This window comes from Faecalibacterium sp. I4-3-84 (assembly GCF_023347255.1).
Classification (GTDB): Bacteria; Bacillota; Clostridia; order Oscillospirales; family Ruminococcaceae; genus Faecalibacterium; species Faecalibacterium taiwanense.
Genome location: NZ_CP094466.1, coordinates 1206630 through 1230064, shown reverse-complemented (window position 1 = coordinate 1230064; position 23435 = coordinate 1206630). Strand labels below are relative to the sequence as shown.

Annotated in this window: 17 protein-coding genes, 1 tRNA gene and 1 pseudogene; 5 read left to right on the top strand and 14 right to left on the bottom strand. The window is 56.6% G+C overall.

The window, feature by feature from the left end; all coding sequences use genetic code 11:
- Nucleotides 1-17: 17 nt before the first annotated feature.
- The 6 genes from MTP41_RS06035 to MTP41_RS06010 form a co-directional block, all read right to left on the bottom strand.
- Nucleotides 18-731: an ABC transporter ATP-binding protein gene (locus MTP41_RS06035; protein WP_005942657.1), complete on the bottom strand. Its 714-nt coding sequence runs from the start codon at nucleotides 729-731 to the stop codon at nucleotides 18-20.
- A gap of 3 nt (nucleotides 732-734) precedes the next feature.
- Nucleotides 735-1574 carry an ABC transporter ATP-binding protein gene (locus MTP41_RS06030; RefSeq protein WP_097777223.1) on the bottom strand — a complete coding sequence of 280 codons (840 nt, stop codon included), beginning with the start codon at nucleotides 1572-1574 and terminating at the stop codon, nucleotides 735-737.
- Nucleotides 1567-2592 carry a branched-chain amino acid ABC transporter permease gene (locus MTP41_RS06025; RefSeq protein ID WP_097777224.1) on the bottom strand — a complete coding sequence of 342 codons (1026 nt, stop codon included), beginning with the start codon at nucleotides 2590-2592 and terminating at the stop codon, nucleotides 1567-1569. The genes MTP41_RS06030 and MTP41_RS06025 overlap by 8 nt, the downstream gene beginning before the upstream one ends.
- 13 nt (nucleotides 2593-2605) lie before the next feature.
- Entirely contained in the window at nucleotides 2606-3484 is an 879-nt protein-coding gene (locus MTP41_RS06020) for a branched-chain amino acid ABC transporter permease (protein ID WP_223388612.1), read from the bottom strand.
- A gap of 171 nt (nucleotides 3485-3655) precedes the next feature.
- Nucleotides 3656-4873 carry an ABC transporter substrate-binding protein gene (locus MTP41_RS06015; protein WP_249236426.1) on the bottom strand — a complete coding sequence of 406 codons (1218 nt, stop codon included), beginning with the start codon at nucleotides 4871-4873 and terminating at the stop codon, nucleotides 3656-3658.
- A gap of 266 nt (nucleotides 4874-5139) precedes the next feature.
- Nucleotides 5140-6561, bottom strand: coding sequence for an MATE family efflux transporter (locus MTP41_RS06010; RefSeq protein WP_249236425.1), 1422 nt, complete (start codon nucleotides 6559-6561; stop codon nucleotides 5140-5142).
- A 388-nt stretch (nucleotides 6562-6949) separates the two neighbouring features.
- Between MTP41_RS06010 and eno the strand changes: the two genes are divergently transcribed.
- Both eno and asnA read left to right on the top strand, forming a co-directional pair.
- Entirely contained in the window at nucleotides 6950-8248 is a 1299-nt protein-coding gene (gene eno, locus MTP41_RS06005; protein ID WP_249236424.1) for a phosphopyruvate hydratase, read from the top strand.
- Nucleotides 8249-8704: 456 nt separating this feature from the next.
- On the top strand, nucleotides 8705-9718 hold the full coding sequence (asnA, locus tag MTP41_RS06000; RefSeq protein ID WP_097777229.1) for an aspartate--ammonia ligase: 1014 nt from the start codon (nucleotides 8705-8707) through the stop codon (nucleotides 9716-9718).
- Between the two features lie 142 nt (nucleotides 9719-9860).
- Here the strand turns inward: asnA and MTP41_RS05995 are convergent.
- The 4 genes and pseudogenes from MTP41_RS05995 to MTP41_RS05980 form a co-directional block, all read right to left on the bottom strand.
- Nucleotides 9861-11339: pseudogene (locus MTP41_RS05995) on the bottom strand (recombinase family protein); the annotation flags it as partial.
- A gap of 239 nt (nucleotides 11340-11578) precedes the next feature.
- Complete coding sequence (locus MTP41_RS05990) at nucleotides 11579-12097, bottom strand: ClbS/DfsB family four-helix bundle protein (protein ID WP_112149188.1); 519 nt, start codon at nucleotides 12095-12097, stop codon at nucleotides 11579-11581.
- Between the two features lie 443 nt (nucleotides 12098-12540).
- A tRNA-Val gene (locus MTP41_RS05985) sits at nucleotides 12541-12616 on the bottom strand.
- Between the two features lie 67 nt (nucleotides 12617-12683).
- Entirely contained in the window at nucleotides 12684-13286 is a 603-nt protein-coding gene (locus MTP41_RS05980; protein ID WP_097773813.1) for a TetR/AcrR family transcriptional regulator, read from the bottom strand.
- Nucleotides 13287-13535: 249 nt separating this feature from the next.
- Here MTP41_RS05980 and MTP41_RS05975 point away from each other — a divergent pair, with 249 nt between their 5' ends.
- Both MTP41_RS05975 and MTP41_RS05970 read left to right on the top strand, forming a co-directional pair.
- The gene (locus MTP41_RS05975; protein ID WP_249236423.1) at nucleotides 13536-15635 is read left to right on the top strand and encodes an efflux RND transporter permease subunit; all 2100 of its coding nucleotides are present in this window, start codon (nucleotides 13536-13538) and stop codon (nucleotides 15633-15635) included.
- Between the two features lie 7 nt (nucleotides 15636-15642).
- The gene (locus MTP41_RS05970; RefSeq protein ID WP_249236422.1) at nucleotides 15643-17553 is read left to right on the top strand and encodes a hypothetical protein; all 1911 of its coding nucleotides are present in this window, start codon (nucleotides 15643-15645) and stop codon (nucleotides 17551-17553) included.
- A gap of 279 nt (nucleotides 17554-17832) precedes the next feature.
- On the opposite strand, the gene MTP41_RS05965 is transcribed toward MTP41_RS05970, so the two are convergent.
- Nucleotides 17833-18978: a glycoside hydrolase family 88/105 protein gene (locus tag MTP41_RS05965; RefSeq protein WP_120020398.1), complete on the bottom strand. Its 1146-nt coding sequence runs from the start codon at nucleotides 18976-18978 to the stop codon at nucleotides 17833-17835.
- A gap of 4 nt (nucleotides 18979-18982) precedes the next feature.
- Nucleotides 18983-20539 (bottom strand): glycoside hydrolase family 28 protein, encoded by a 1557-nt coding sequence (locus MTP41_RS05960; RefSeq protein WP_249236421.1) that lies wholly within the window; start codon nucleotides 20537-20539, stop codon nucleotides 18983-18985.
- Between the two features lie 83 nt (nucleotides 20540-20622).
- Here MTP41_RS05960 and MTP41_RS05955 point away from each other — a divergent pair, with 83 nt between their 5' ends.
- A complete protein-coding gene (locus tag MTP41_RS05955; protein ID WP_120120493.1) occupies nucleotides 20623-21441 on the top strand; it encodes a helix-turn-helix domain-containing protein in 819 nt (272 codons plus the stop codon).
- A gap of 84 nt (nucleotides 21442-21525) precedes the next feature.
- Here MTP41_RS05955 and MTP41_RS05950 read toward each other — a convergent pair whose 3' ends face one another.
- The gene (locus MTP41_RS05950; RefSeq protein ID WP_429887414.1) at nucleotides 21526-22377 is read right to left on the bottom strand and encodes a carbohydrate ABC transporter permease; all 852 of its coding nucleotides are present in this window, start codon (nucleotides 22375-22377) and stop codon (nucleotides 21526-21528) included.
- A 16-nt stretch (nucleotides 22378-22393) separates the two neighbouring features.
- Nucleotides 22394-23323 (bottom strand): carbohydrate ABC transporter permease, encoded by a 930-nt coding sequence (locus MTP41_RS05945; RefSeq protein ID WP_097777234.1) that lies wholly within the window; start codon nucleotides 23321-23323, stop codon nucleotides 22394-22396.
- Nucleotides 23324-23435: the final 112 nt, after the last annotated feature.

The following is a 23435-nucleotide window of genomic DNA, read 5'->3' as shown; positions in this document are numbered from 1 at the left end:
CTTATACGATTTTTTGCTTAGCCGCCCAGATATGCGCTGCGCACGCGCTCGTTGGTCAGCAGTTCGGCACCGGTGCCCTCCATGACTACACGGCCCGTCTCAAGGACGTAGGCACGGTCTGCCACGGAAAGAGCCATCTGTGCGTTCTGCTCCACCAGCAGGATGGTCATGCCTTCCTTGTGCACGTTCTGGATGATGTCGAAGATCTCCTGCACCAGCAGCGGCGAAAGGCCCATGGAAGGCTCGTCCAGCATCAGCATGGAAGCGTTGCTCATTAGTGCACGGCCCATAGCCAGCATCTGCTGCTCGCCGCCGGACATGGTACCGGCCAGCTGCTTGCGGCGCTCCTTCAGGCGGGGGAACAGCTCAAACACCTTTTCCTTGTTGGGTGCAATGGTGGAAGCAGGCTGGGTGTATGCACCCATGTCCAGATTTTCTTCCACGGTCATGTGCAGGAACACATGGCGGCCTTCCGGCACATGGGCAAGGCCTGCTTCCACGATCTTGTGGGCGCGCATGCCCTTGATGCTGCTGCCCTTGTACAGGATGTCGCCGGTCTTGGGCTTCAGCAGGCCGGAAATGGTCTTCAGGGTGGTGGATTTGCCAGCACCGTTGGCACCGATCAGGGTGACGATCTCGCCCTGATCCACCTCGAAGGAGATGTCCTTGACGGCGTGGATGTTGCCGTAATAGACGTTGATGTTATCAACTTTCAGTAACGTATCAGCCATGGCTTAGCCCTCCTTCTTGCCCAGATAGGCTTCGATGACCTGCGGGTTGTTGCGGATCTCATCCGGCGTGCCCTTGGCGATGATGCGGCCGAAGTTCAGCACGGCAATGCCCTCGCAGATGCCCATGACCAGGCTCATATCATGCTCGATCAGCAGCACGGCGATGTTGAACTCGTCGCGGATGCGGCGGATGGTCTCGGTCAGCTCTGCAGTCTCGGAGGGATTCATACCGGCAGCAGGCTCGTCCAGCAGCAGCAGCTTCGGGCTGGTGGCCAGTGCACGCATGATCTCCAGACGGCGCTGTGCGCCGTAGGGCAGGCTGCCTGCCTGCACATTGGCGAGGTCTGCCATGTGGAAGATATCCAGCAGCTCCAGAGCACGTTCGGTGCACTTCTTCTCTTCCTTCCAGTAGTTGGGCAGGCGGATCAGCGAAGATGCCAGATTGTACTTCATGGACTCGTGCAGGCCCACCTTGATGTTATCGATCACGCTCAGTTCCTTGAACAGGCGGATGTTCTGGAAGGTACGGGCCACGCCCATGCGGTTGACCTGATAGGTCTTTTTGCCGGCGGTGGGCATACCATCGATCAGGATGGAGCCGCGGGTGGGCTGGTAGACGTTGGTCAGCAGGTTGAACACGGTGGTCTTACCGGCACCGTTGGGGCCGATCAGACCGGTGATCTCGTTGCGGCCGATCATCAGGTTGAAGCCATCCACGGCGGTCAGACCGCCGAAGTCGATGCCCAGCTCACGCACGTCCAGAATGGGCTTTTTGTCCTTGTCGCGGTCGGTCAAAAAGCCACCGGAGGGCACACTGTGTAACTTGGTCTGGAACTCACTCATGGTCTGCACCCTCCTTTGCTTTCTTCTGGAACAGTTCGCCGTTCATGATCTTTTCCACAATGCGGCTCATGGAGAAGTCGTAGCTGCCAAGCAGGCCGCCCGGACGGAAGATCATCATGAGGACCAGCACCAGCGAGTAGACTACCATGCGGTAGCTGTCAAAGCTGCGGGTCGCCTCGGGCAGGATGGTAAGCACGGTCGCGGACAGGATGGAGCCCAGCATGGAACCCATGCCGCCCAGAACCACCATGACCAGAATTTCGATGGACTTCATGAAGCCGAAGGTGGAGGGGTCCAGAACGCCCAGATAGCAGGCGTACAGGCCGCCGGCCAGACCGGCAAAGGCGGCGGAGAATGCAAAGGCCATGACCTTATAATAAGTAGTCTGGATGCCGCAGCTCTCGGCAGCGATCTCGTTATCGCGGATGGCCAGCACGGCACGGCCGTGGCGGCTCTTCATCATGGCGTGGATGGCAAAGCAGGTAATGACCACGCAGATGAACACATTGGCGAAGTTGGAATACTTGGGGATGTTCTTCAGGCCCTTGGCACCGTAGAACAGCTTGAAGCCCAGCACATCATCGATGTTGTTCAGGGTGATGCGGATGATCTCGCCAAAGCCCAGCGTCAGGATGGCCAGATAATCACCGGTCAGGCGCAGAGCAGGAATGCCGATCAGCACGCCGAACAGGCCCGCCACGATGCAGGCCAGCACCAGACCCACGACAAAAGCGACACCGGAGGGCAGATTGCTGTATTTCGTGAACAGGGCGCAGGTGTAAGCACCCACGGCCATGAAACCGGCGTGGCCCAGCGGCAGCTGGCCCAGATAACCGGTGGCAACGTTCAGCGAGACAGCCAGAATGATGTTGATGCCCACGGTGAGAAGCACCTTGTTCTGGTAGGTGGACAGCACGTTCTGGGTGAGGAAGGACAGGCCCACGAACAGCAGAGCCACCAGCACGGCGTTCATCAGATAGCGCACGGGCATTTTGAGCGTTTTGCGTTTGGTATTCATCTTCATGCCCTCCTTACACCTTTTCCTGAACCTTGCGGCCAAGGAAGCCGGTGGGCTTGACCAGCAGCACGATGATCAGGATCGCAAACGTGACGGCATCCTTCCATGCGGAAAGGCCGATGGCGGAAACAAAGCACTCGCACAGGCCGATGGCGATGCCGCCGATCATGGCACCGGGAATGGAGCCGATGCCGCCCAGAACGGCTGCAACGAAGGCCTTCAGGCCCAGCATGGAGCCCATGGTGGGGGTCGCCTGCGGGTAGCTGCAGCAGTACAGCACCGAGCCGATACCGGCCAGTGCGGAGCCCACCGCAAAGGTAAAGGAAATGGTGCTGTTGACGTTAATGCCCATCAGGCGGGCAGCGTCCATATCCTCAGACACGGCACGCATGGCCTTGCCGAGCTTGGTCTTCTGCACAAGGAAGGTGAGCACCAGCATGGACAGCACCGTGACCAGCAGGGTGATGACAGAGGTGAGGCCCAGCGGCACAGAGCCGATGCGGAAGGTCTGGTTGGTGTAGTAGGCCGGAATGACCTTTGCACCGGAACCAAGGATCAGCTCTGCAGTGTACTCCAGGAAGAAGGACACGCCGATTGCTGTGATCAGCAGGGAGATACGGGGTGCGCTGCGCAGCGGGGTGTAGGCGATCTTCTCGATCACAACGCCCAGCAGCGTACAGGTGATGATGGTGGCGCACACAGCAGTGACCGGGCCAAGGCCCAGCTGATTCATCACGAACCAGGACATGTACGCACCAACCATAATGACATCGCCATGGGCAAAGTTCAGCAGCAGGATGATGCCGTACACCATGCTGTAACCCAGTGCGATCAGTGCATAGATGCTGCCAAGGGACAAGCCGTTGATCAGCTGGCTAAAAAACACTGTCATGGACTGATACTTCCTTTCTTTGCGGCGTTTGCACGCCTTTTGGGGAATGCACTTTTTTACCAAAAAAGCGGAGACGGCCGAGCAAAACCTGTTCCGGCGGTCTCCGCAATGGGTCTTTTATTTCTGAGTGCTGCCTTTATGCCGCACACCGGTGCGCAGGATCAAAGCAGATCAGAACATTTCCTTCAGAACGGGGGTTGCACCGTCGAAGCACAGGATAGCGGTCTGCTTGACGGGGTTGTGGTGCTCATCGAAGGTGAAGGTGCCGGTGATGCCATCGATGGTGCCGCCTGCGATAGCATCGATGACGGCCTGCTTATAGTCGTCATCGCCAGCAGCCAGACCGGCATCCTCAGCAGCCTGAATGCCGTAGACAACGGTCATGGCAGCATCGTAGCCCAGAGGAGCGAAGCCGTTGGGGTACTCCTCACCGTACTCAGCCTTGTAGGCATTCTCAAAGTCGGGGTTGGAGCCCTTTGCGTAGTTTGCGCAGAAGTAGGCATCCTTCAGCTGGTCGGCAGTTGCGTAGCCTTCCAGACCATCCCAGCCGTCGCCGCCCAGGAAGGGAACTGCCAGACCGATGCTCTCAGCCTGAGCCAGGATCTGACCGACTTCCTGATAGTAGTTGGGGCAAAACACCACTTCGGGAGCCTTGCCCAGAATGGTGGTCAGCTGGGTCTTGTAGTCCACATCGCCCTCAGAGTAGGTCTCCTGATCGACGATGGTGCCGCCCAGGCTCTCGAACTCGTTGACGAAGTTCTCTGCCAGACCCTCGTTGTAGTCAGCGCCCTTCTGGAAGATGACGGCTGCCTTGGTGTAGCCCAACCGCTGGTAAGCGTAGTCAGCCATCTTGATGCCCTGGAACGGGTCGGTGAAGGTTGCGCGGAACACATTCTCGTTCACGGTGTCGGTCTCGGCATCGTAGGTGACAGCCTCAGCGGTAGCGGAAGCGGTGACCATGGGCATGTTGTAGTCTGCGCTCTCGGCAGCAATTGCCAGAGTCGGGGTGGTGGTAACGTCGCCCACCAGTGCGGTGATGCCCTGATCGCACATCTTGGTGAAGCAGGTAACAGCCTGAGTTGCATCGCCCTGCTCATCCATGGCGATGATCTCCAACTGCTTGCCGTTGATGCCGCCCTTTTCGTTGACCTGCTTCAGGTACAGGGTAGCGCCGTTGACAACGGCCTGACCGTAAACGGAAACATCACCGGTCAGAGGTCCAAGAACGCCCACCTTGATGGTGTCGCCGGAAGCAGCGGCACCAGAAGCTGCGGTAGAGGCGGAAGCAGCAGTGCTGTTGGAAGAACCGCCGCATGCAGTCAGAACGCCGGCTGCAGCAACAACACCTGCAGCGGCCAGGAAATTACGACGAGAAATCATCTTTTTCATAGTGAATATCCTCCTTAGGAGCATTCGTGCTTCAGTATAAAAACGGAAGCAAGGCCCTCTTTCCCTCAAAGCGACCTTGCTTCGTTATCAATATTATAGACCTGTGAGCCAAAATCCGCAATTCACAAACCGTCCATACTTTCAGGGGCATTTTGTGGACTTTGTCGCCAAAATAGCCAAAAGCAATGGGTCTGTTTTGTGCACTATTTCAATTGCTTCATTTTGTTTGTGTATCAGGTGAACACAATTCACAAGTTGCAAAAGGGTTACAGGGTCTCCATTTCGGCATCTGCGGCGAACTCGGCCTCTGCACGTGCCTCGGCAGCTTTGCCCTCTGCTTCCGCTTCGGCCGGAGACTCTGCAAGGACCTTGCGGATGGCGGTGAAGTAGAACACCAGCGACAGGCCGGTGCCGATGCACCAGCCCACGGGCCATGCCATCCAGATGCCCGTGCTGCCCAGAGCAGTGCTGCTCAGCACAATGGCGATGCCCACGCGCAGGATCAGGTCGGAGAAGGTGGCGATCATAAAGCGCACCATCATGCCGCAGCCGCGCAGGATGCCGTCAGTGACCAGCTTGAGCGACACCACAAAATAGAAGGGAGACAGGATGCGCAGGAACAGCATACCGGTGTCGATGGCCGGACCCTGCGGGTCATTCATGAACAGCAGCAGCAGGAAGCGGCCGAAGAAGAAGTACAGGAGCACGATGGGCACGCAGATGATCCACACCAGATTGCGGCCTGCGCCAAAGCCCTTGTGCACACGGTCCATCTTGCCCGCGCCCATGTTCTGGGAGGTGTAGTTGGAGATGCCGTTGCCCAGCGTGGTAAAGGAAGTGATGACCATGTTGTTCAGCTTGACGGCTGCAGAGTAGCCTGCAATGACGCTGGCACCAAAGGTGTTGATGACGCTCTGCAGGATGATGTTGCCCACAGAGACGAAGCTCTGCTGCAGGATGCTGGGGATGGCTACTACGGCCACCTTGCCCAGCATGTTCCAGGAGAACAGCACCACCTTGTTCTTGGATTTGAAGGCGCTGATGCGGCGGAACACCACCACCATGGCCAGCACGCAGCTCACACCCTGACACAGGAAGGTGGCCCATGCCACACCGGCTACGCCCATCTTGAGACCGGCCACGAACAGGATGTCCACGCCGATGTTGGACAGGGACGAGACTGCCAGAAAATAGAAGGGCGTTTTGCTGTCGCCCAGAGCGGAGAAGATGCCGGTGGCGATGTTGTAGAAGAACATGAAGGGCAGGCCCAGCACGTAGATATCCAGATACAGCGAAGAATCCGCAAGAATCTCCTCCGGGGTGTTGATGAGCTCCAGCAGGCTGTGGCAGCCCACAAGGCCGATCAGCATCAGCACGGCGCACAGCACGGCAGAGCCGATCAGGGAAGTGTAGACCGAAGTCTTCATCTCATCGTAGTCCCTTGCGCCAAAGTAGCGGGACACGATGACCGAGCAGCCAATGTTGCAGCCAAAGGCAAATGCAATGAAGATCAGGGTGATCTCGTAGCTGTTGCCCACAGCAGCCAGTGCATTCTCGCCGATGAACTTGCCTGCAACAAGGCTGTCGGCAATGTTGTACAGCTGCTGGAAGATGATGCTGCCGAACATGGGCAGGCAGAACTGCCACAAAACCTGTGACGGCTTGCCGACCGTCAGATCCTTATTCATATAGAAAATCCTCCTCTATCTACCATAAAGAAACATATTAGAACCAAAAACAGTATAGAGTCGTCCTGACAAAAAGTAAAGAAAAATTTTAGTATATCTGCCATATGAAATTTACATGGCGGACATGATGCATCCCCGCTGCTGCCAGTGGGCAGACTGTAAAGACCAGCTGTTTCCTGCTTTGCCGGAATGTTCTGCCCCATCAGCTGCCGTTTTTTGCCCCTTAAAAAGTTTACATCCGCAAACATGCGCATCGGCTCTTGCACCGGGTCGGAAAGCGTGGTAGGATACTATTGGTTAGTTAGGCATAACTGTCCTAATTGGCCGTCACCGGTCTGCCCGCCCCGGGCAGCACCGGGATGGAAATGATATTCAGGAGGTTTTCAAGATGAACGATCTGGAAATTGAATCTGTTATTGGCCGCGAAATTCTGGACTCCCGCGGCAACCCCACCGTGGAAGCGGAGATCACTCTGGCCGACGGCACTGTGGCGCGCGGCTGCGCACCTTCCGGCGCATCCACTGGTGAGTTTGAAGCTCTGGAGCTGCGGGATGGCGACAAGGGCCGCTATCTGGGCAAGGGCGTGACCAAGGCTGTTGAGAACATCAACACCGTCATTGCGGATGCTGTTGTGGGCATGGATGCCTCCGACATCTACGCCATCGACGCTGCCATGATCAAGGCCGACGGCACCAAAGATAAATCCAATCTGGGCGCAAACGCCATTCTGGCCGTGTCCATTGCCGCCTGCCGTGCAGCCGCTGCTTCTCTGGATATGCCGCTGTACCGTTTTCTGGGCGGCGTGAACGGCAACCGCCTGCCCGTGCCCATGATGAACATTCTGAACGGCGGCGCACATGCCACCAACACCGTGGATACGCAGGAGTTCATGATCATGCCCGTGGGCGCGCCCTCCTTCAAGGAAGCTTTGCGCTGGTGCGCGGAGGTGTTCCACGCTCTGGCTTCCATCCTGAAGGCCAAGGGGCTGGCTACCTCCGTGGGCGATGAGGGCGGCTTTGCCCCCAACCTGTCCAGCGACGAGGAGACCATTGAGACCATTCTGGCCGCCATCGAAAAGGCCGGTTACGTGCCCGGCAAGGACTTCATGCTGGCTATGGATGCCGCGTCCTCCGAGTGGAAGAGCCCCAAGGGCAAGGGCTTCTACAAGCTGCCCAAGGCCGGCACCGAGTTCACCTCCAGCGAGCTGATCGCACACTGGAAGAGTCTGGTGGAAAAGTACCCCATCATCTCCATCGAGGACGGCCTGGATGAAGAGGACTGGGAAGGCTGGCAGGAGATGACCCGCGAGCTGGGCGGCAAGGTCCAGCTGGTGGGCGACGACCTCTTTGTGACCAACACCGAGCGTCTGGCCAAGGGCATCGGGCTGGGTGCAGGCAACGCGATCCTGATCAAGCTGAACCAGATCGGTTCTGTTTCCGAGACGCTGGAGGCCATCAAGATGGCCCACAAAGCCGGTTACACCGCCATCAGCTCTCACCGCTCCGGCGAGACCGAGGACACCACCATTGCCGATCTGGCCGTGGCGCTGAACACCTGCCAGATCAAGACCGGTGCTCCCAGCCGTACCGAGCGTGTTGCAAAGTACAACCAGCTGCTGCGCATTGAGGAGCAGCTGGGCGGCAGCGCCGTTTACCCCGGCATGGCAGCTTTCAACGTAAAGCGCTGAAGCTGTTGAAAACCAATTGATCTTCCGGCACCCGTACTGCTTTTGCAGCGGCACGGGTGCCGTTTTGTTTTCTCCCAGTTTTTTCCTGCAATCCGCTGCTCTGCCCAGCCGTATTCCATGCATGCCGGGCATTTTGTCCCGAAATTGCAAAAAAGGAGCAAAACATTCATGTTATCTACTCTGATCTCTCTGTACAAGCTGCTGGGCACCGGCGATTTTGTAAAAGTGCTGCTGATCCTGCTGAAGGGGCTTTTCGGCTGATGCAAAGCCGCCCTTCTCACTGCGGAAACGGGCTGCGGAAACGGGACTGCCTTACCGGCAGCCCCCTTTTTTTGCCTTCTCACTTTACTTTCTTAAAAAAATATGCCATAATGAAACAAGTATTTTCCGGTTCAAAAGCCGTGCCCTGTACTGGGAGATCAGGGCCGGAATCCAATAGAAGAGGGGTATTTTGTTATGAGCAAAACCATCATCCCGGCAAACTATACGCCCGCGCTGAACCTGTACGACACGCAGCGCGCCATTGGTACGGTCAAGCGTCTGTTTGCCGACACCTTGTGCGCCACACTGAACCTGTACCGCGTGTCTGCTCCACTGTTTCTGGAAGCATCCACCGGTCTGAACGACGACCTGAACGGTGTCGAGCGCAAGGTCACCTTTGATATCAAGGAAAGCGGCATTGAGGCACAGGTGGTGCAGTCACTGGCAAAGTGGAAGCGCAAGGCCCTGAAGGACTACGATTTCCGTGTGGGCAAGGGCCTGTACTGCGATATGAACGCTATCCGCCGCGACGAAGATCTGGACAACCTGCACTCCATCTATGTGGATCAGTGGGACTGGGAAAAGGTGATCCGTCTGGAAGACCGCAACGAGGCTTACCTCAAGAGCGTGGTGCGCTCCATCGTGTCCGCTGTCTGCGCCACCGAGATGAACCTGCACGCCATGTTCCCCCAGCTGCAGGAGCTGCCGCTGCACAGCCCCAACGTCACCTTCATCACCACGCAGGAGCTGGAGGACCAGTACCCGGACCTGACCCCGAAGGAGCGTGAGAACGCCTTTGTGCAGGAGCACGGCACCACCTTCCTGATGAAGATCGGCGCTCCGCTGAAGAGCGGTAAGCCCCATGACGGACGTGCCCCCGACTACGACGACTGGGATCTGAACGGCGACCTGCTGTTCTGGAACGACCCGCTGCAGTGCAGCTATGAGCTGAGCAGCATGGGCATCCGCGTCAGCCCTGAAAGCATGGACAAGCAGCTGACCATGGCTGGCTGCGACGACCGCCGCGCCCTGCCCTTCCACAAGGCCGTACTGAACGGTGAGCTGCCTTACTCCATCGGCGGCGGCATCGGCCAGAGCCGCCTGTGCATGCTGCTGCTGGGCAGCGCCCACATTGGCGAAGTGCAGGCCAGCGTCTGGGACGCAGCCACCCGCGAAGCCTGCGCCAAGGCAGGCATCCCGCTGCTGTAAGCAGTTTTTCCACACAAAGATTCAAAAGGCAGGATACCACCTTCATGGTGATACCCTGCCTTTGCTCGTTTTTACCTGTATCCGGGGAGAAATAGTTCGAGTCCTGTACCACCGCCAAACAAAAAATCCCCAGACGAATGTCTGAGGATTTTTGTGGTGGAGCATTCTCCACAGCACTCGAACCCAACACCTCTTCACGGGAGATTGTTTTGGAATCGTCCGTGAAGTTGAAATTGAGCACGACCCGGTCATCAAAGACGTAGACCGAGTTGACAAAGGTATCAATGATCTGCCGCTGGTGCTCCATGTCTCTCATGTCACCCTTGCGGAATTTTTCAAACCAGAACCGCATCCATTCGCGGGTCAGAACTGGTTTTTTCAGTTCTTCTTCCAGAATGCTGGTGTTCAGGGCTTCCTTCCGGGCTTCCAGCTCGTCCAGCCGCTGCTTGGTGGTCGGGGTTAGGATACCCTGTTCAATGGCTTCCAGAAGATTTGCCAGCCGCTTCTCTGTATCCCGGAGCTGGTCTTTCAGGACAGGCAGCCGGGTATTCTCCTGCTGCTGGGCTTCCATAATTAAATCTATCAGCTGTTCGATGATTTCATCGCTGAAAATCACCTTGATGGCAGTCTCCACCACGAACCGTTCCAACGGCTCTTTGCGGATGGCTTTCAGATCGCAGTGCGCCTTGCCGTGGCGTTTGGCGTTGCCGCACTTGTAGTAATAGTAGGTGTTTCCCATGTGGCTTGTGCCGCTTTCGCCGCCCATCAGGGTGCCGCACTTGCCGCAGAACAGCTTGGTGGTCAGCAGATAGCTCACATCCCCTTTTGCGGGGCGACCGTGGGCGATCTTGTTCTGCTCGAAACGCTGCTGCACCCGGTTGAACAAGTCCTCGTCCACGATGGCGGGAATGCCGCCCGGTGTCACGATGTCCTTATATCGGTATTCACCGATGTAACGGCGGTTCCGGAAAATTTGGAAGAGGCTGTTCTTCACGAACGGCTTCCCGGTGCGGGTGCGCAGCCCTCGCTCATTCAGGGACGCTGCGATTTTCTCGGCAGGCTCGCCGTTGGCGTACCGGGTGAAGATTTCCTGCACAATGGGAGCCGTCTCCGGGTCGATATGGTACAGCCTGTCCTCCTTGCCAATGGTGAAGCCCAGCGGAACGATACCGCCGTTGTACTTGCACTGGAGGGCGTTTTCGCGCTCACCGCGCGCCACTTTCAGGGCAAGTTCGGCGGAATAATATTCTGCCATGCCGATCAGCATACTCTCCACCATAATGCCTTCAGGCCCCTGCGAGATGGGTTCCATGGCAGACACCAGATGGACACCGTTCTTCTCCAGCTGGTACTTGTAGTTCACGGCATCGTAGCGGTTCCGGGCAAAGCGGTCGAGCTTCCAGACCAGAACCACATCGAAAATTTTCTTTGCGCTGTCCTTAATCATCCTCTGAAAGTCCGGGCGGTCATCCGTCTTGGCAGAGTAGGCACGGTCGATGTAGGTGCCGACCACGGTGATACCGTTCTTCTCGGCGTAGTCCTTGCAGTCGCGCAGCTGCCCTTCAATGGACGCTTCGCGCTGGCTGTCGGAAGAATAGCGGGCGTAGATTACGGCGGTCATGGTTGCACCTCCTTGGTAGCACGTTCGGGTTGCCTTTATAGTATCGAGTCAAGCGCAGCTTGTCAACAATCTGCGAGCAGATTGAAATGTGAAAATTACGAAACGCAGCGAAAAGAGCAAGAATCGTCCCGTGGCCACAAATTTTCAATTCTTGAAAATTCTCGCCACTTCGGGACTGCTTCTTGTTGGGGCGTGCGGAGCCCCAAACCCTGCTGGAAACGAGTACGGCAAACTGGAAGTTATAGTGCTATCTTTTTCCATTTTCTAATCTTAGTTCTAAATGTTCCGAACGGAGCAACCGTGTTAACATGTATAAACTTGTATACTTCCCAGACTGCTGTTTTGGTTGATTCATCGGCCCACTTTCTCATATGTGGCTCGAATAACTCTTCGTCGCTTAATGAGTCAATCATTTCATAAATCGAATTAATATTCTCTCTCAGCATATCTTTCAACTCCTGCAACGACAGATAAGCATATGTATCTGTAAACCATTGATATAATTCGCCAAGCTGATTCCACTTGAAATCATCCGAAGGAGTCTTGACATGAAGACCATTTCTTTCGTCTGATTCCCATTTAAGAACAAGAGTTGTCCAGCCAACCTGGTAAGCAAGATTTTCTGCTGGAGTTCTGTCAACTTCCTCAACTCTCTTATCTTTTAATGATTCCGGAATAATATCAAATTCTGAAATGTACTTTGCAAAACTTTTATTTATCTCGTTCTTAAGTTCATCTTTATTCTCGTATGTTCTCACTAGTCTATCTCCTCAAATTCCGATTTGTTGAACTAAGCCGAGTATATCATACTCTCCAATGAAAGAACACCCCCGATATAGTGAAATTTTGCCATTTTCCTGCGTACGTGCGTACACGCTCCGCAGGGATTCTAAGGGGCTTGACCCCTTAGCACACAGACTTTGGCACAAAGTCTAGTGTGTTACACCTTGCCAGAGGTGTACAGGCTCTCCCCGGTACGCACGTATGCAGCGATTGCCCCCAGTGAGCCATATAGGGGGGCGACCAAGTTCGAACAAGGCGAACTTGATCCCGCAAAACAAAAGGCAGGATACCACCGTCACAGTGATACCCTGCCCTTGCTCGTTTACCGCTCTGCGTACTCTCGTCGCAGAACCTCCTGTAAACAAAAAACGTACCCGAACCCTTTCTCATAAAGAATCGGGTTCGAGTACGAACTGTATGGTGGACGGTACAGGACTCGAACCTGTGACCTCCTGCACGTCAAGCAGATGCTCTACCAGCTGAGCTAACCGTCCATAAGTCATATCGACTTGAACAGTTTACCACAGCCTATGCAAAAAAGCAATACTTTTCTGTGATTTTTTATTTTTCCACCTTCAGCGACATGCGGACGATATCGTACAGCACCGGCTTCATGGCCTCGATGTCATCGGGCTTGCCCTCCAGCACGCTGGAATAGCACACCGACATGCACATGCTGCCTAGTGCCGTGATGCGCTGGTAGATCTCCCGCTCGGTGCGGCCGGCCATTTCCGGGCTGGTCAGCACCACATTCAGCAGCTTGCGCATCAGCGGCTCGGCTTCGCGGCTGGCCTCGATCTGATCCAGCCCCGGCCATATGAAGTTGTGCTCCAGAAACTTGAGCACCAGCGTATCCTTCCGCAGTGCTTCGATGATGTGGTCGATCACCGCCACCATCTTGTCCGGGAAGTTTTCGAGCTCTGTCTGCTTTTCCACCGCTTCGCACGCGTTGCTCAGCAGCTGGTAGCTCACCCGGCCCAGCAGCGCCTGCATCACCGCACCCTTATCCTGAAAATACAGATAAAAGGTGCCCTTGGCCACCTTGGCCCGGCTGGTGATGTCCTCCACGCTGGTTTTTGCGGCACCTCGCTCCAGAAACAGATCATAGGCTGCTTCCAGCAGCGCCCGGCGCTTCTCCTGCTTTTTGCCCTCCACGGTACCCATATTCCCTGACGATTCCTCTTTTCCGCTCGGTTTCATTCGCGCATTTGTGTTGTCTCAATCATTTTAGCAGTCCTTTCCCGATAGTGCAAGTCAAAAAAGCTATACAATTTCAGGCAGTTGATAAGAAAACTGACTTCTGGTCATTTTTGTACTTGACACCCGGTTTGTCATGGTTATAATAGTGTTTGCTTGGAAATGACCACCAGTCATTTTACTAAGATTTTTAACCATTTTCTATGGAGGGTTCTCATGAAAAAGATCGCACAGGGCATTGTGCGGCTGCGCAAGCTGATCCTGACAGTAGCATTCCTGCTGTTGATCCCTTCCGCAATCGGCGCAATTGCTACCCGCATCAACTATGACATCCTCACCTACCTGCCGCAGGATCTGGACTCCATGATCGGCGAGGTAGCCCTTGAGGACGATTTCCATTTGGCCTCCACCGGTATGATCACGGTAGAAGGCTTACCCACAAACGAACTGATCGCCATGAAGAAGGACATCGAGGCTGTTCCCGGCGTCACCCAGACCTTCTGGCTCAGCGATGTGATCGACCCCAGCATCCCCACCGAGATGCTGCCCGCCGATGTACAGCAGTTCATGTTCGGCAAAAACGATTCCACCATGCTGATCGTCCGCTTTGACGCCCCCAGCGCCAGCGACGAGACCATGGAAGCCGTCGCTCAGATCGAAAAGCTGCTGCGCAAGGACTGCTTCTTCGGCGGTATGAGCGTTATCCTGCAGGACACCAAGGCACTGGTCAATCAGGAAATGCCCATGTACATCCTGATCGCCGTGGGTGCCAGCCTTTTGGTGCTGTTCCTTTCGCTGGAAAGCACCATCACCCCGCTGCTGTTCATGCTGGGTCTTTTGTTCCCCATTGCGTACAACTTCGGCACCAACATCTTTCTGGGCCAGATCAGCTACATCACCGAAGCACTGGCCACCGTGCTGCAGCTGGGTGTCACGATGGACTTCTCCATCTTCCTGCTGCACCGCTATCAGGAAGAGAAGGAGCTGCGCTCTTCCAACGAGGAGGCCATGACCAGCGCCATCTGCAAGACCATGACCTCCATCTCCGCTTCCAGCCTGACCACAATCGCGGGCTTCCTTGCACTGTGTGCCATGCGCCTGACGCTGGGCCGCGATATCGGCCTTGTCATGGCAAAGGGCGTTGCCCTCGGTGTCATCTGCACCGTGGTCATCCTGCCCTCCCTGATCCTTACCTTTGATAAATGGGTGGAAAAGTACAAGCACCGCACCGTGATCCCCAAGCTGAAAAAGCTCAGCTATTTTGTTTCCAATCACTCGGTGCCCATCGTGGTTATCTTTATCCTCATCCTCATCCCCTTTGCCATCGCGCAGAACAAGACCGAGGTCTACTACACTCTGTTCGACTCCCTGCCGCAGGACCTGACCGGCATCGTGGGCACCAACAAGCTGGGCGAGGACTTCGGCATGACCACCAGCCACTTCATTCTGGTGCATGACGACCTGACTGCCACCGAGGTGAGCGACCTGTGTGATGAACTCAAGGACGTGGACGGCATTACGCAGGTGGTGAGTCTGGATTCCATCACCGGCCCGGGCTTCCAGACCGAGCTGCTTCCCGACAGCATCATGGAGATCCTGCAGTCCGGCGGCTACAAGCTGATTTTGGCCAACAGCTCCTATAAGACAGGCACGGACGCCATCAACAACCAGCTGGACGAGATGATTTCCCTCATCAAGACCGTTGACCCCGAGGGCGTCATCACCGGCGAGGGTGCCATGACCAAGGACCTGATCGAAGTGGCAGATGTGGACTTCAAGAACGTCAACGTCTGGTCCATCATGGCCGTTCTGGTCATCATCGCCGTTTCCTTCAAGAGCATTTCCATCCCGGCGCTGCTGGTGGCCAGCATTGAAGCCGCCATCGCCATCAACATGGGCATCCCGTACTTCACCGGTACGCAGCTGCCCTTCATTGCAAGCATCGTCATTGGCACCATCCAGCTGGGTGCTACCGTGGACTACTCCATCCTGATGACCACCCGTTACCACGAGGAGCGCGCCTTTGGCCGCACCCCGAAGGAAGCCGCCCAGCAGTCGCTGGAGCACTGCAGTCAGTCCATCCTGACCAGCGGCCTGACCTTCTTTGCCGCCACCGTCGGTGTGGCTGCCATCAGTAAGATGGAGCTGCTGAAGAGCATCTGCCTGCTGATCTCCCGCGGCGCACTGATCAGCATGGTGGTCATTCTGGTGGTGCTGCCCGCAGCCCTGATGCTGTGCGACTGGATCATCCGCCACACCACCCTCAAGTGGATGGTACCCGAATCCGCCAACGCCAAGAAGTCTGAAAAGGAGTAATTACGTTATGAAAAAATCGCTTCGTTTCGCCAGTGCGGCGCTGGCTCTCACCCTCGCCGCAGGCTGTGCAATGCCCGCATTTGCAGCTGGTAAGAGCAGCTTTTCCAAATCCGAGACCGTCTATGCTGTGATGAACGGCGACGGCTCCATCAAGAGCACCACCGTCAGCGAGCACCTGTACAGCGCCTCCGGCCTTGCAAACGTCACCGACAAGACCACCCTGACCGACATCCAGAACACTGAGAGCGATGCCGAGTTCACCCAGAACGGGGAAGAGCTGGTGTGGAACACCAACGACACCGATGTTTACTACAAGGGCAATACCGACAAGGCCCTGCCCATCGATGTGAAGGTGACCTACGCTCTGGACGGTCAGGAAGCCGCCCTTGAGGACATCATTGGCAAGAGCGGCCACCTGACTGTGACCGTAAACCTGAAGAACAACGAGACCGGCACCGTGAACGTGAACGGCAAGGACCGCACCATCGTCACTCCGCTGATCACCGCTGTGGGCGTCATTCTGGGCGGGGATGCTTCCAACGTGACCGCAGAACACGGTATGATCGAAAGCGCCGCCAAAAGCAGCGTTGCCGCCTTTGTCACCCTGCCGGGCGTGAAGGATTCCCTGTCCGGCCTGCTGCCCGATGAGGTGGACAGCATCGAAGACTATCTGCAGGACACCGTGACTGTGGAAGCCGATGTGGAAGACTTTACCTGCCCGCAGGTCATGGTGGCCTGCGCTACCAGCACGGCCGCTCTGGGCACGAGCAACGTGTTCGACCTGAGCAGCATCAACGACCTGACCGACGGCATCAACCAGCTGAACGATGCCATGAGCCAGCTCATGGACGGCGCTTCCCAGCTGGTGGACGGCACCTCTCAGCTGGCAGGCGGTGTTCTGGCCCTGCTGGATGGTGCCAACACCCTGAACAACGGCGCTGCAGCTCTGGACGACGGCCTTGGCCAGCTGACCAACGGTCTGGACACTCTGAGCGCCAACAATGCAGCACTGAACGCCGGTGCGCAGCAGGTGGCTGACGGTGTGCTGGCTTCTGCCAACAAGACCCTGAAGGAAGGCGGCCTGATCGACGAGGACATGACATGGTCGAACTACGAGGCTGTGATCGACAACATCCTCACCATGAACGAGAAGACCCTCGCTGCCGGACGCCGCAAGATCGTGCGCACCGTGTGGGAACAGGCTCCCAGCTTCAAGGACAGCCAGCTGGATCTGGCCCTGTATCTGTCTGCGACCAAGACGAACCACGATCTGGAAGCAGCCCTCAAGCTGATGCAGAACTACGACCCCTCCATGCTGTGCGGTCTGGTACAGCTGCTGACCAGCGAGGATGCCAAAAACACTGCCAAGGCCGAGCTGAAGTATCAGGTGGAGAACAGTCAGGATATGGCCGATGTCCGCGCCCTGAAGACCAGCCTTTCTCAGATCCAGTTCTTTGTTTCCAGCGTGAACCAGTACACCGCAGGCGTGCAGACCGCTGCGGACGGTGCCCACTCCGCAAAGGATGGCAGCGCACAGCTGGCTGCAGGCACCAAGACCCTGTATGACGGCGTGAACACCCTGAACACCGGTGCAGGTCAGTTGAATGACGGCGCAGGCCGACTGAACGACGGTCTGAACCAGTTCAACGAGGAAGGCATCTCCAAGCTGACCGGCGCGCTGGATCAGGATCAGCTCCATGGCCTGAAAACCGTGCTGGACGAGATGACCGACCGCCTGAACGACTACACCAGCTTTGCCGGTGCACCGGACGATGCCGAGAGCAGCGTGAAGTTCGTCTACAAGACCGCTGAAACCGTGGCTGCTGCCGACACCACTGCAGCCGAGACTGAGACGGTGAAGGAAGGCAATATCTTTACCCGTCTGTGGCAGCGCATCGTGAACCTGTTCAAGTTCTGATAAGACATCTTCGAGAATTCATGTTGAACCTCTTTCCATAGAGAAGGGGCTGTTGCAAAACAGCCCCAACGAAAAAATGAGATAGACTTCCCCGAAAGGGGCTGCCTATCTCATTTTTTTTGAGATCTGCCTTTGAGTTTTCAGCATTCTGCCCGTTTTGTACGGTGAATGCGGCTGTTTTCAACATTTTAAAGGGACGCTGTTTTGCAACAGCCCTGCGGGCAATGGAATGGCCCGACTCGTGTCCGGCAAGAAAGATGCCCGCCCACGATATGCAGTTTACTTGCGTGCGATCATTTCGGTGTAAGCCAGCACCAGCGGGCCGACACCCTTGGCATCGTTGCAGACCACCGGCTCGCTGAAGTAATAGGCCAGAGAGCCGTCGCGGTGATCCTTGCCGCCAAGACCCGCCACCAGGCAGATGCCGTCCAGCTGCAGACTGCCATCCGGGTTCTTGGAGAGGTACTTGTCGCAGGTGCCGTAGAAGGCCTTTTCGGCCCATGCGGCCATGCGTTTGGGCAGGTAGCCCAGACGCACGCCTTTGAGCACCGCGTAGGCAAACAGAGCGGTGCCGCTGGTCTCGAGGTAGTTGCCCTCCACGCCGGGGTGATCCATCACCTGCCAGAACATGCCGGTCTCCTCGTCCTGGAATTTGTGCACATCCTCAATGGTCTGCTTGAGCATTGCCATGATGCCGCGGTACTCGTTGTACAGCTGCTCGTCCATCCGCTCCAGTACGTCCACCATGGCTACCATGAACCAGCCCATGGCACGCAGCCAGAAGTTGGGGCTGCAGCCGGTGACGGGGTCAGCCCAGTACATCTGGCGGCTCTCATCGTAGCCGTGGTAGTACAGGCCGGTCTTTTCGTCCCGCATGTGCTTTTTGATATTCATGAACTGTTTGTAGCTGTCGATGCAGCCCTGCATCTTGTTAAAGCGGGTCTCGTACTCCATGTAGAAGGGCTGGGCCATGTAGGTGCCGTCCAGCCACACCTGCCACGGGTAGATGTCCTTGTGCCAGAAATTCCCCTCTTTGGTGCGGGGCTGGGTGGCCAGCTGGCTGCGGATGGTCTCGATGGCCTTGCGGTACTTTTCATCCCCAAAGATATCGTACAGGGTAAACAGGTTCTTGCCCTGATTCACGTTATCCAGATTGTACTCCTTGGGGTCGTAGGTCTTGATGGAGCCATCCTCCTGAACAAAGGAATCAATGAAGCTCTTGGAGAAGTTCAGATACTTCTCGTCGCCGGTGGTCTTGTACAGGCTCAGGCAGGCCGTGATCATGCAGCCGTCGATGTAGTTCCACTTGTTGGGCTTGCCGCTGCGCACCTTCTCGATGTTCCACATGGGTGCTTCGGCGCTGGAATTGGCGATCAGGTAGTCCACGTAATCGCCCAGCATGGTAAGAATTTCTTCATGGGTCATGGGTTTAGTCCTCCTCAAAATGGCCGACATTTGCAAAGTGCAGGCGTTCGCCCTCGTAGCCTTCGATCTTCACATTGTGCAGGTCGATCTCCTTGACATTCTCGGCGTAGATGGCCAGCTTCTTCACCAGAGGGCGGTTATCCGCCATAGCGGCCTGACCGGCCTCGGCATTGGGGTCAAAGGTGATAGTGACGTTCTTCATGGAAACGCGCTCAATGGGCTGCTCCGGCAGGCCGTCGAAGTAGCATCCCGCGAACTGAGCGTCGGTGGCGACGATGTCCTCCATGGTCAGGCTGCCCAGCTTCGGGGTGTACTCGTCCACGGGCATGGCATCGCGGCACTGCACATAGGGGCCGTGGCCGTCCGGGTCGCAGAAGTAGAACATGTTGATGACGAAGGGTGCCTTGACACCGCGCATCTCCACGTTGCGGAACACCAGCCCGTCGATGACGGCGGTGTTGCCGCGGCCGCGGCGGGTCTTGACGCGTAGGCCGCGGTCGGTGTGGTCCATCAGGCACTGGGTGACCACCATATCCTTCACGCCGCCGCTCATCTCGCTGCCAATGACGATGCCGCCGTGGCCTTTGTCCAGCAGGCAGTTGCGGATAACGGTGTGCTCACAGCTCTTTTTCAGCTTCATGCCAAGGAATACCTTGCTGGCCTTCATGGCAATGCAGTCGTCGCCCACATGGATGTTCACGCCGATGATGCGGATATACTCGCAGCTTTCGGGGTCGATGCCGTCGGTGTTGGGGGCATTGTAAGGATTGTTGATGTTGAAGTTCAGCAGGTCAAGGTGCTTGACAAAGATGGGGTGGATCGTCCACGAATAGCTGTTCTGCACCGTGATGCCGTGCAGGCAGATGTTCTCGCTGTCCACAGCAGCCACAGCGCGGGGCCGCCATGCGATGCGCTTGATCTTGGGCGTTACCCACCAGTCGCCGTTCTCGGCATCGCAGTCCAGCGTGCCCTCGCCGGTCACAACGACATCGTGCACCTGCGTGATGTTCAACAGACCCGCAAAGCTGTCCAGCGGGTTGCCCTCCCAGCCGGTCAGGTAGTATTCATCCACCTCGTTCTCGCTGGGGATCACACCGGGCAGGATGGGGTAGTGGGTGCGGTCGTTGTCGCCCAGCAGCACAGCGCCCTTTTCAAGATAGAGGGTGGTGTTGCTTTTCAGGAACAGGCTGCAGGTGCGGTAGCGGCCTGCGGGCACGTACACTGTGCCGCCCTTGGGGCAGGTGGAAAGAGCCGCCTGCAGCTTGAGGGTGTTGTCCGTGGTGCCGTCGGCCACCAGACCGTAGCGGGAAGCATCCACAAAGAAGGTCTCGGCCTCGGTGGTAAAGGTGCAGGTCAGGCTTTCGCCCTCGGCCTGCACACCCACCGTGTACTCCGTACCGGGCAGCAGGGAGAACAGGGAGAACACGTTGGTCTGGCAGGCTTCGTAGATGGTCTTTCCGTTCAGGGTAACGGTGAACGGGTGGGCCGGACGATAGCACAGGCCGTTTTCCAGCTCGAAAACAGCGCTGCGCGTCATGGAACGGATAAGCGACAGATTCATGAGAGAACCTCCTGATGGTTTTGTCTTGCCCGCAGGGTGCAGGCGTGGTATGATGGGGAAAATACAAAAATGAGGAATTTTTTATGAAACCGGAACGGGAAAAAATCACCGGCAAAGTGGCCGCAGCCACCCTGCGCCTGAATATTGGCCGCTACGAGCTGCCGTCGGATGAGGACACCTGCTATCTGCTGCTGGTGTCGGAGGGCAGCGTCACGCTGGAATACGAGAGCGGGAATGTGCTGGTAAACCCCGGCAGCGCCGTGCTGCTTGGCCCCGGCGGCTGCAGCTTTGCACAGACCGGCAGCGCCGTGCCGCAGATCGTGGGGTGCCACTTTCCGCTGGGGATGCTGCATGATTTGAAAAACACAGCCGGGCGGGATTTCGGCCGCCTGTTTGCGCCCGGGGAGCGCACAGTGCTGTATGCACCGGTGCAGTGGCAGAGCCGCATCCGTACCCTGCTGGAAATGATGGCCAGCGCCAGCACCGAGCAGGATTACCCCGGCCCGCTGTACCTGCTGCTGATTCTGCACTATGTGGAGCAGGAGTGCATTGCCGAGAGCAGCGCCGTGGCGCGTCCCCACAACGAAACGGTGGAGCGGATCTGCGCCTACCTTGCGGCCAATTACCGGCAGAAGTTTTCCCTCACCGAGGTAGCGGCGCAGTTTTATCTTTCGCCCTACTACCTGAGCCGTTTGTTCCGGCGGGTAACGGGCCAGTCCATCGTGGATTATATCAACAACCGCCGCATCGAAGCGGCCCAGAAGCTGCTGGAAACGACTGAGCTTTCCATCAGTGCGGTGGCCGAACAGACCGGCTTTGCCAGCGCCGCCCATTTCCGCCGGGTGTTCCGCGATGTGATGGGTACCGGCCCACTGCAGTACCGCAAAGGACATAAGAAATAAGAAACACCCCCTGCACCATCTACGGGAACGGCACAGGGGGTGTTTGTTTGTATCAGATGATCTTACGCTGTGCGGGGAAAGGGCTTAGCCCTTGACGGCACCGGCAGAGATACCTTCAACGAACTGGTCCTGTGCACAGAAGAAGACGATCAGCTGCGGCAGGATGGAGATGAGGGACAGAGCAAGAATCTTGTTCCATGCGAAACCGGTATCACCGTCCATGGACAGCTTGACGAACAGGGACATCGGGTACTTACCGGGAGTGCTGACGTAAAGCAGCGGACCCATGAAGTCGTTGCAGCTCCACATGAACTGGAACAGTGCGCAGGACACCAGAGCGGGGCCAAGCATGGGCACGATGACCTTGTACAGGGTCTGGAAGGAGGAGCAGCCGTCGATGGCAGCGGCTTCGTCCAGATCACGGGGGACATTGCGCATGAACTGCACCAGCTGGTAGACGAAGTAGGTCTCGGTCGCAAATGCGCAGTGCACCCAGATAGCCAGATAGAAGGGGCTGTCCAGCCAGCCGAACTTGTTGTACAGCAGGTACTGCGGCACGTTCAGAACGACCTGCGGCAGGAACAGGGTGGCCAGCATGATGTTGAACATCAACTTACGGCCGGGGAAATCGAAGCGGCCAAAGCCGTAGGCAGCCACACAGGCGGAGACCACCGTGCAGATCACCTTGGGGATGACGTAGCTGTAGGTGTTCAGCATGGCCTGCAGGATGTTGATGGAACCGCCGAAGTTGTTCAGTGCGCCGCGGTAGCCATCCAGAGTGGGGTGCTTGATCCACAGGCTGATGCCTGCAAAGATCTCGCTGTTGTCCTTAAAGGTAGCGCTGATCATCCACAGCAGGGGATAGATCATGATAACGCCGACCAGGATCAGGACGAAATACTTGAAGAAGGTTGCAATTTTGTTCGATGTTTTCATTCCCATACTGGTCACCTTACCTTTCGTCAGAGTAGTAGACCCACTTCTTCTGGCTGGTGAATGCAATGATCGTCAGGATGCAGACGATGATGAACATGATCCATGCCAGAGCGGATGCCATACCCATGTCATAGGACTTGAATGCGTAGTTGTAGACCAGCAGAGAGATCAGCGTGGTGGAACCACGGGGGCCGCCGTTGGTGATGATGTAGGGGCCATTGAACTCCTGGAAAGCCTGGCAGATCTGAGTGACCAGGTTGTAGAAGATGATGGGGGTGATCATCGGAACGGTGATGGAGAAGAACTGACGCCACTTGCCGGCACCATCAATGGTAGCGGCTTCGTACAGGTCTGCAGGCACACCCTTCAGAGCGGCCAGGAACAGCACCATGGCGGAACCAAACTGCCAGATGCGCAGGAAGCAGATGATCCACAGCGCGTAGCTGGGGTCAGACAACCACTCGGGACCCTGCACCAGACCAAAGGTGACAGCGCGCAGCACGGTGTTGAGCAGGCCGTCCACGCTGAACACAGCCTTCCACAGAACGGCGATTGCAACAGAGCCGCCCAGAATGGAGGGAATGTAGTACACCGTGCGGAACAGGTTGACGCATGCGATCTTGAAGTTCAGGATGTATGCGATGAACAGCGCAAAGACCAGCTTCAGAGGCACGGTAATGAAAGCGTACTTGAAGGTGATGAGCAGCGCCTTGGTGATCTTGGTGGTGGTAAAGGCCGTGATGTAGTTGGCCAGACCAACGAACTGGGTGCCGCTCTTGAAGAAGTTCATATCGGTGAAGCTGTAGTACAGCGACTGACCAAAGGGAACTGCCTTAAAGACGACGAAGCCGATGATCCAGGGAATCAGATAAAACAGACCCTGATATTTGTCCAGCCACTTCTGGAACGGGGTGCGCCCGACGGCGGGAGCATTGCTTTCTTTCATCTGGGAAATCCTCCTTTTTAAGGAATTTCGGAGCATGAGACGGACGAAGGGGGTAACAGACCGGATACAGCTTTGTCAAGAATTTGTAACATATTCCTGACAAAAAAGGGGC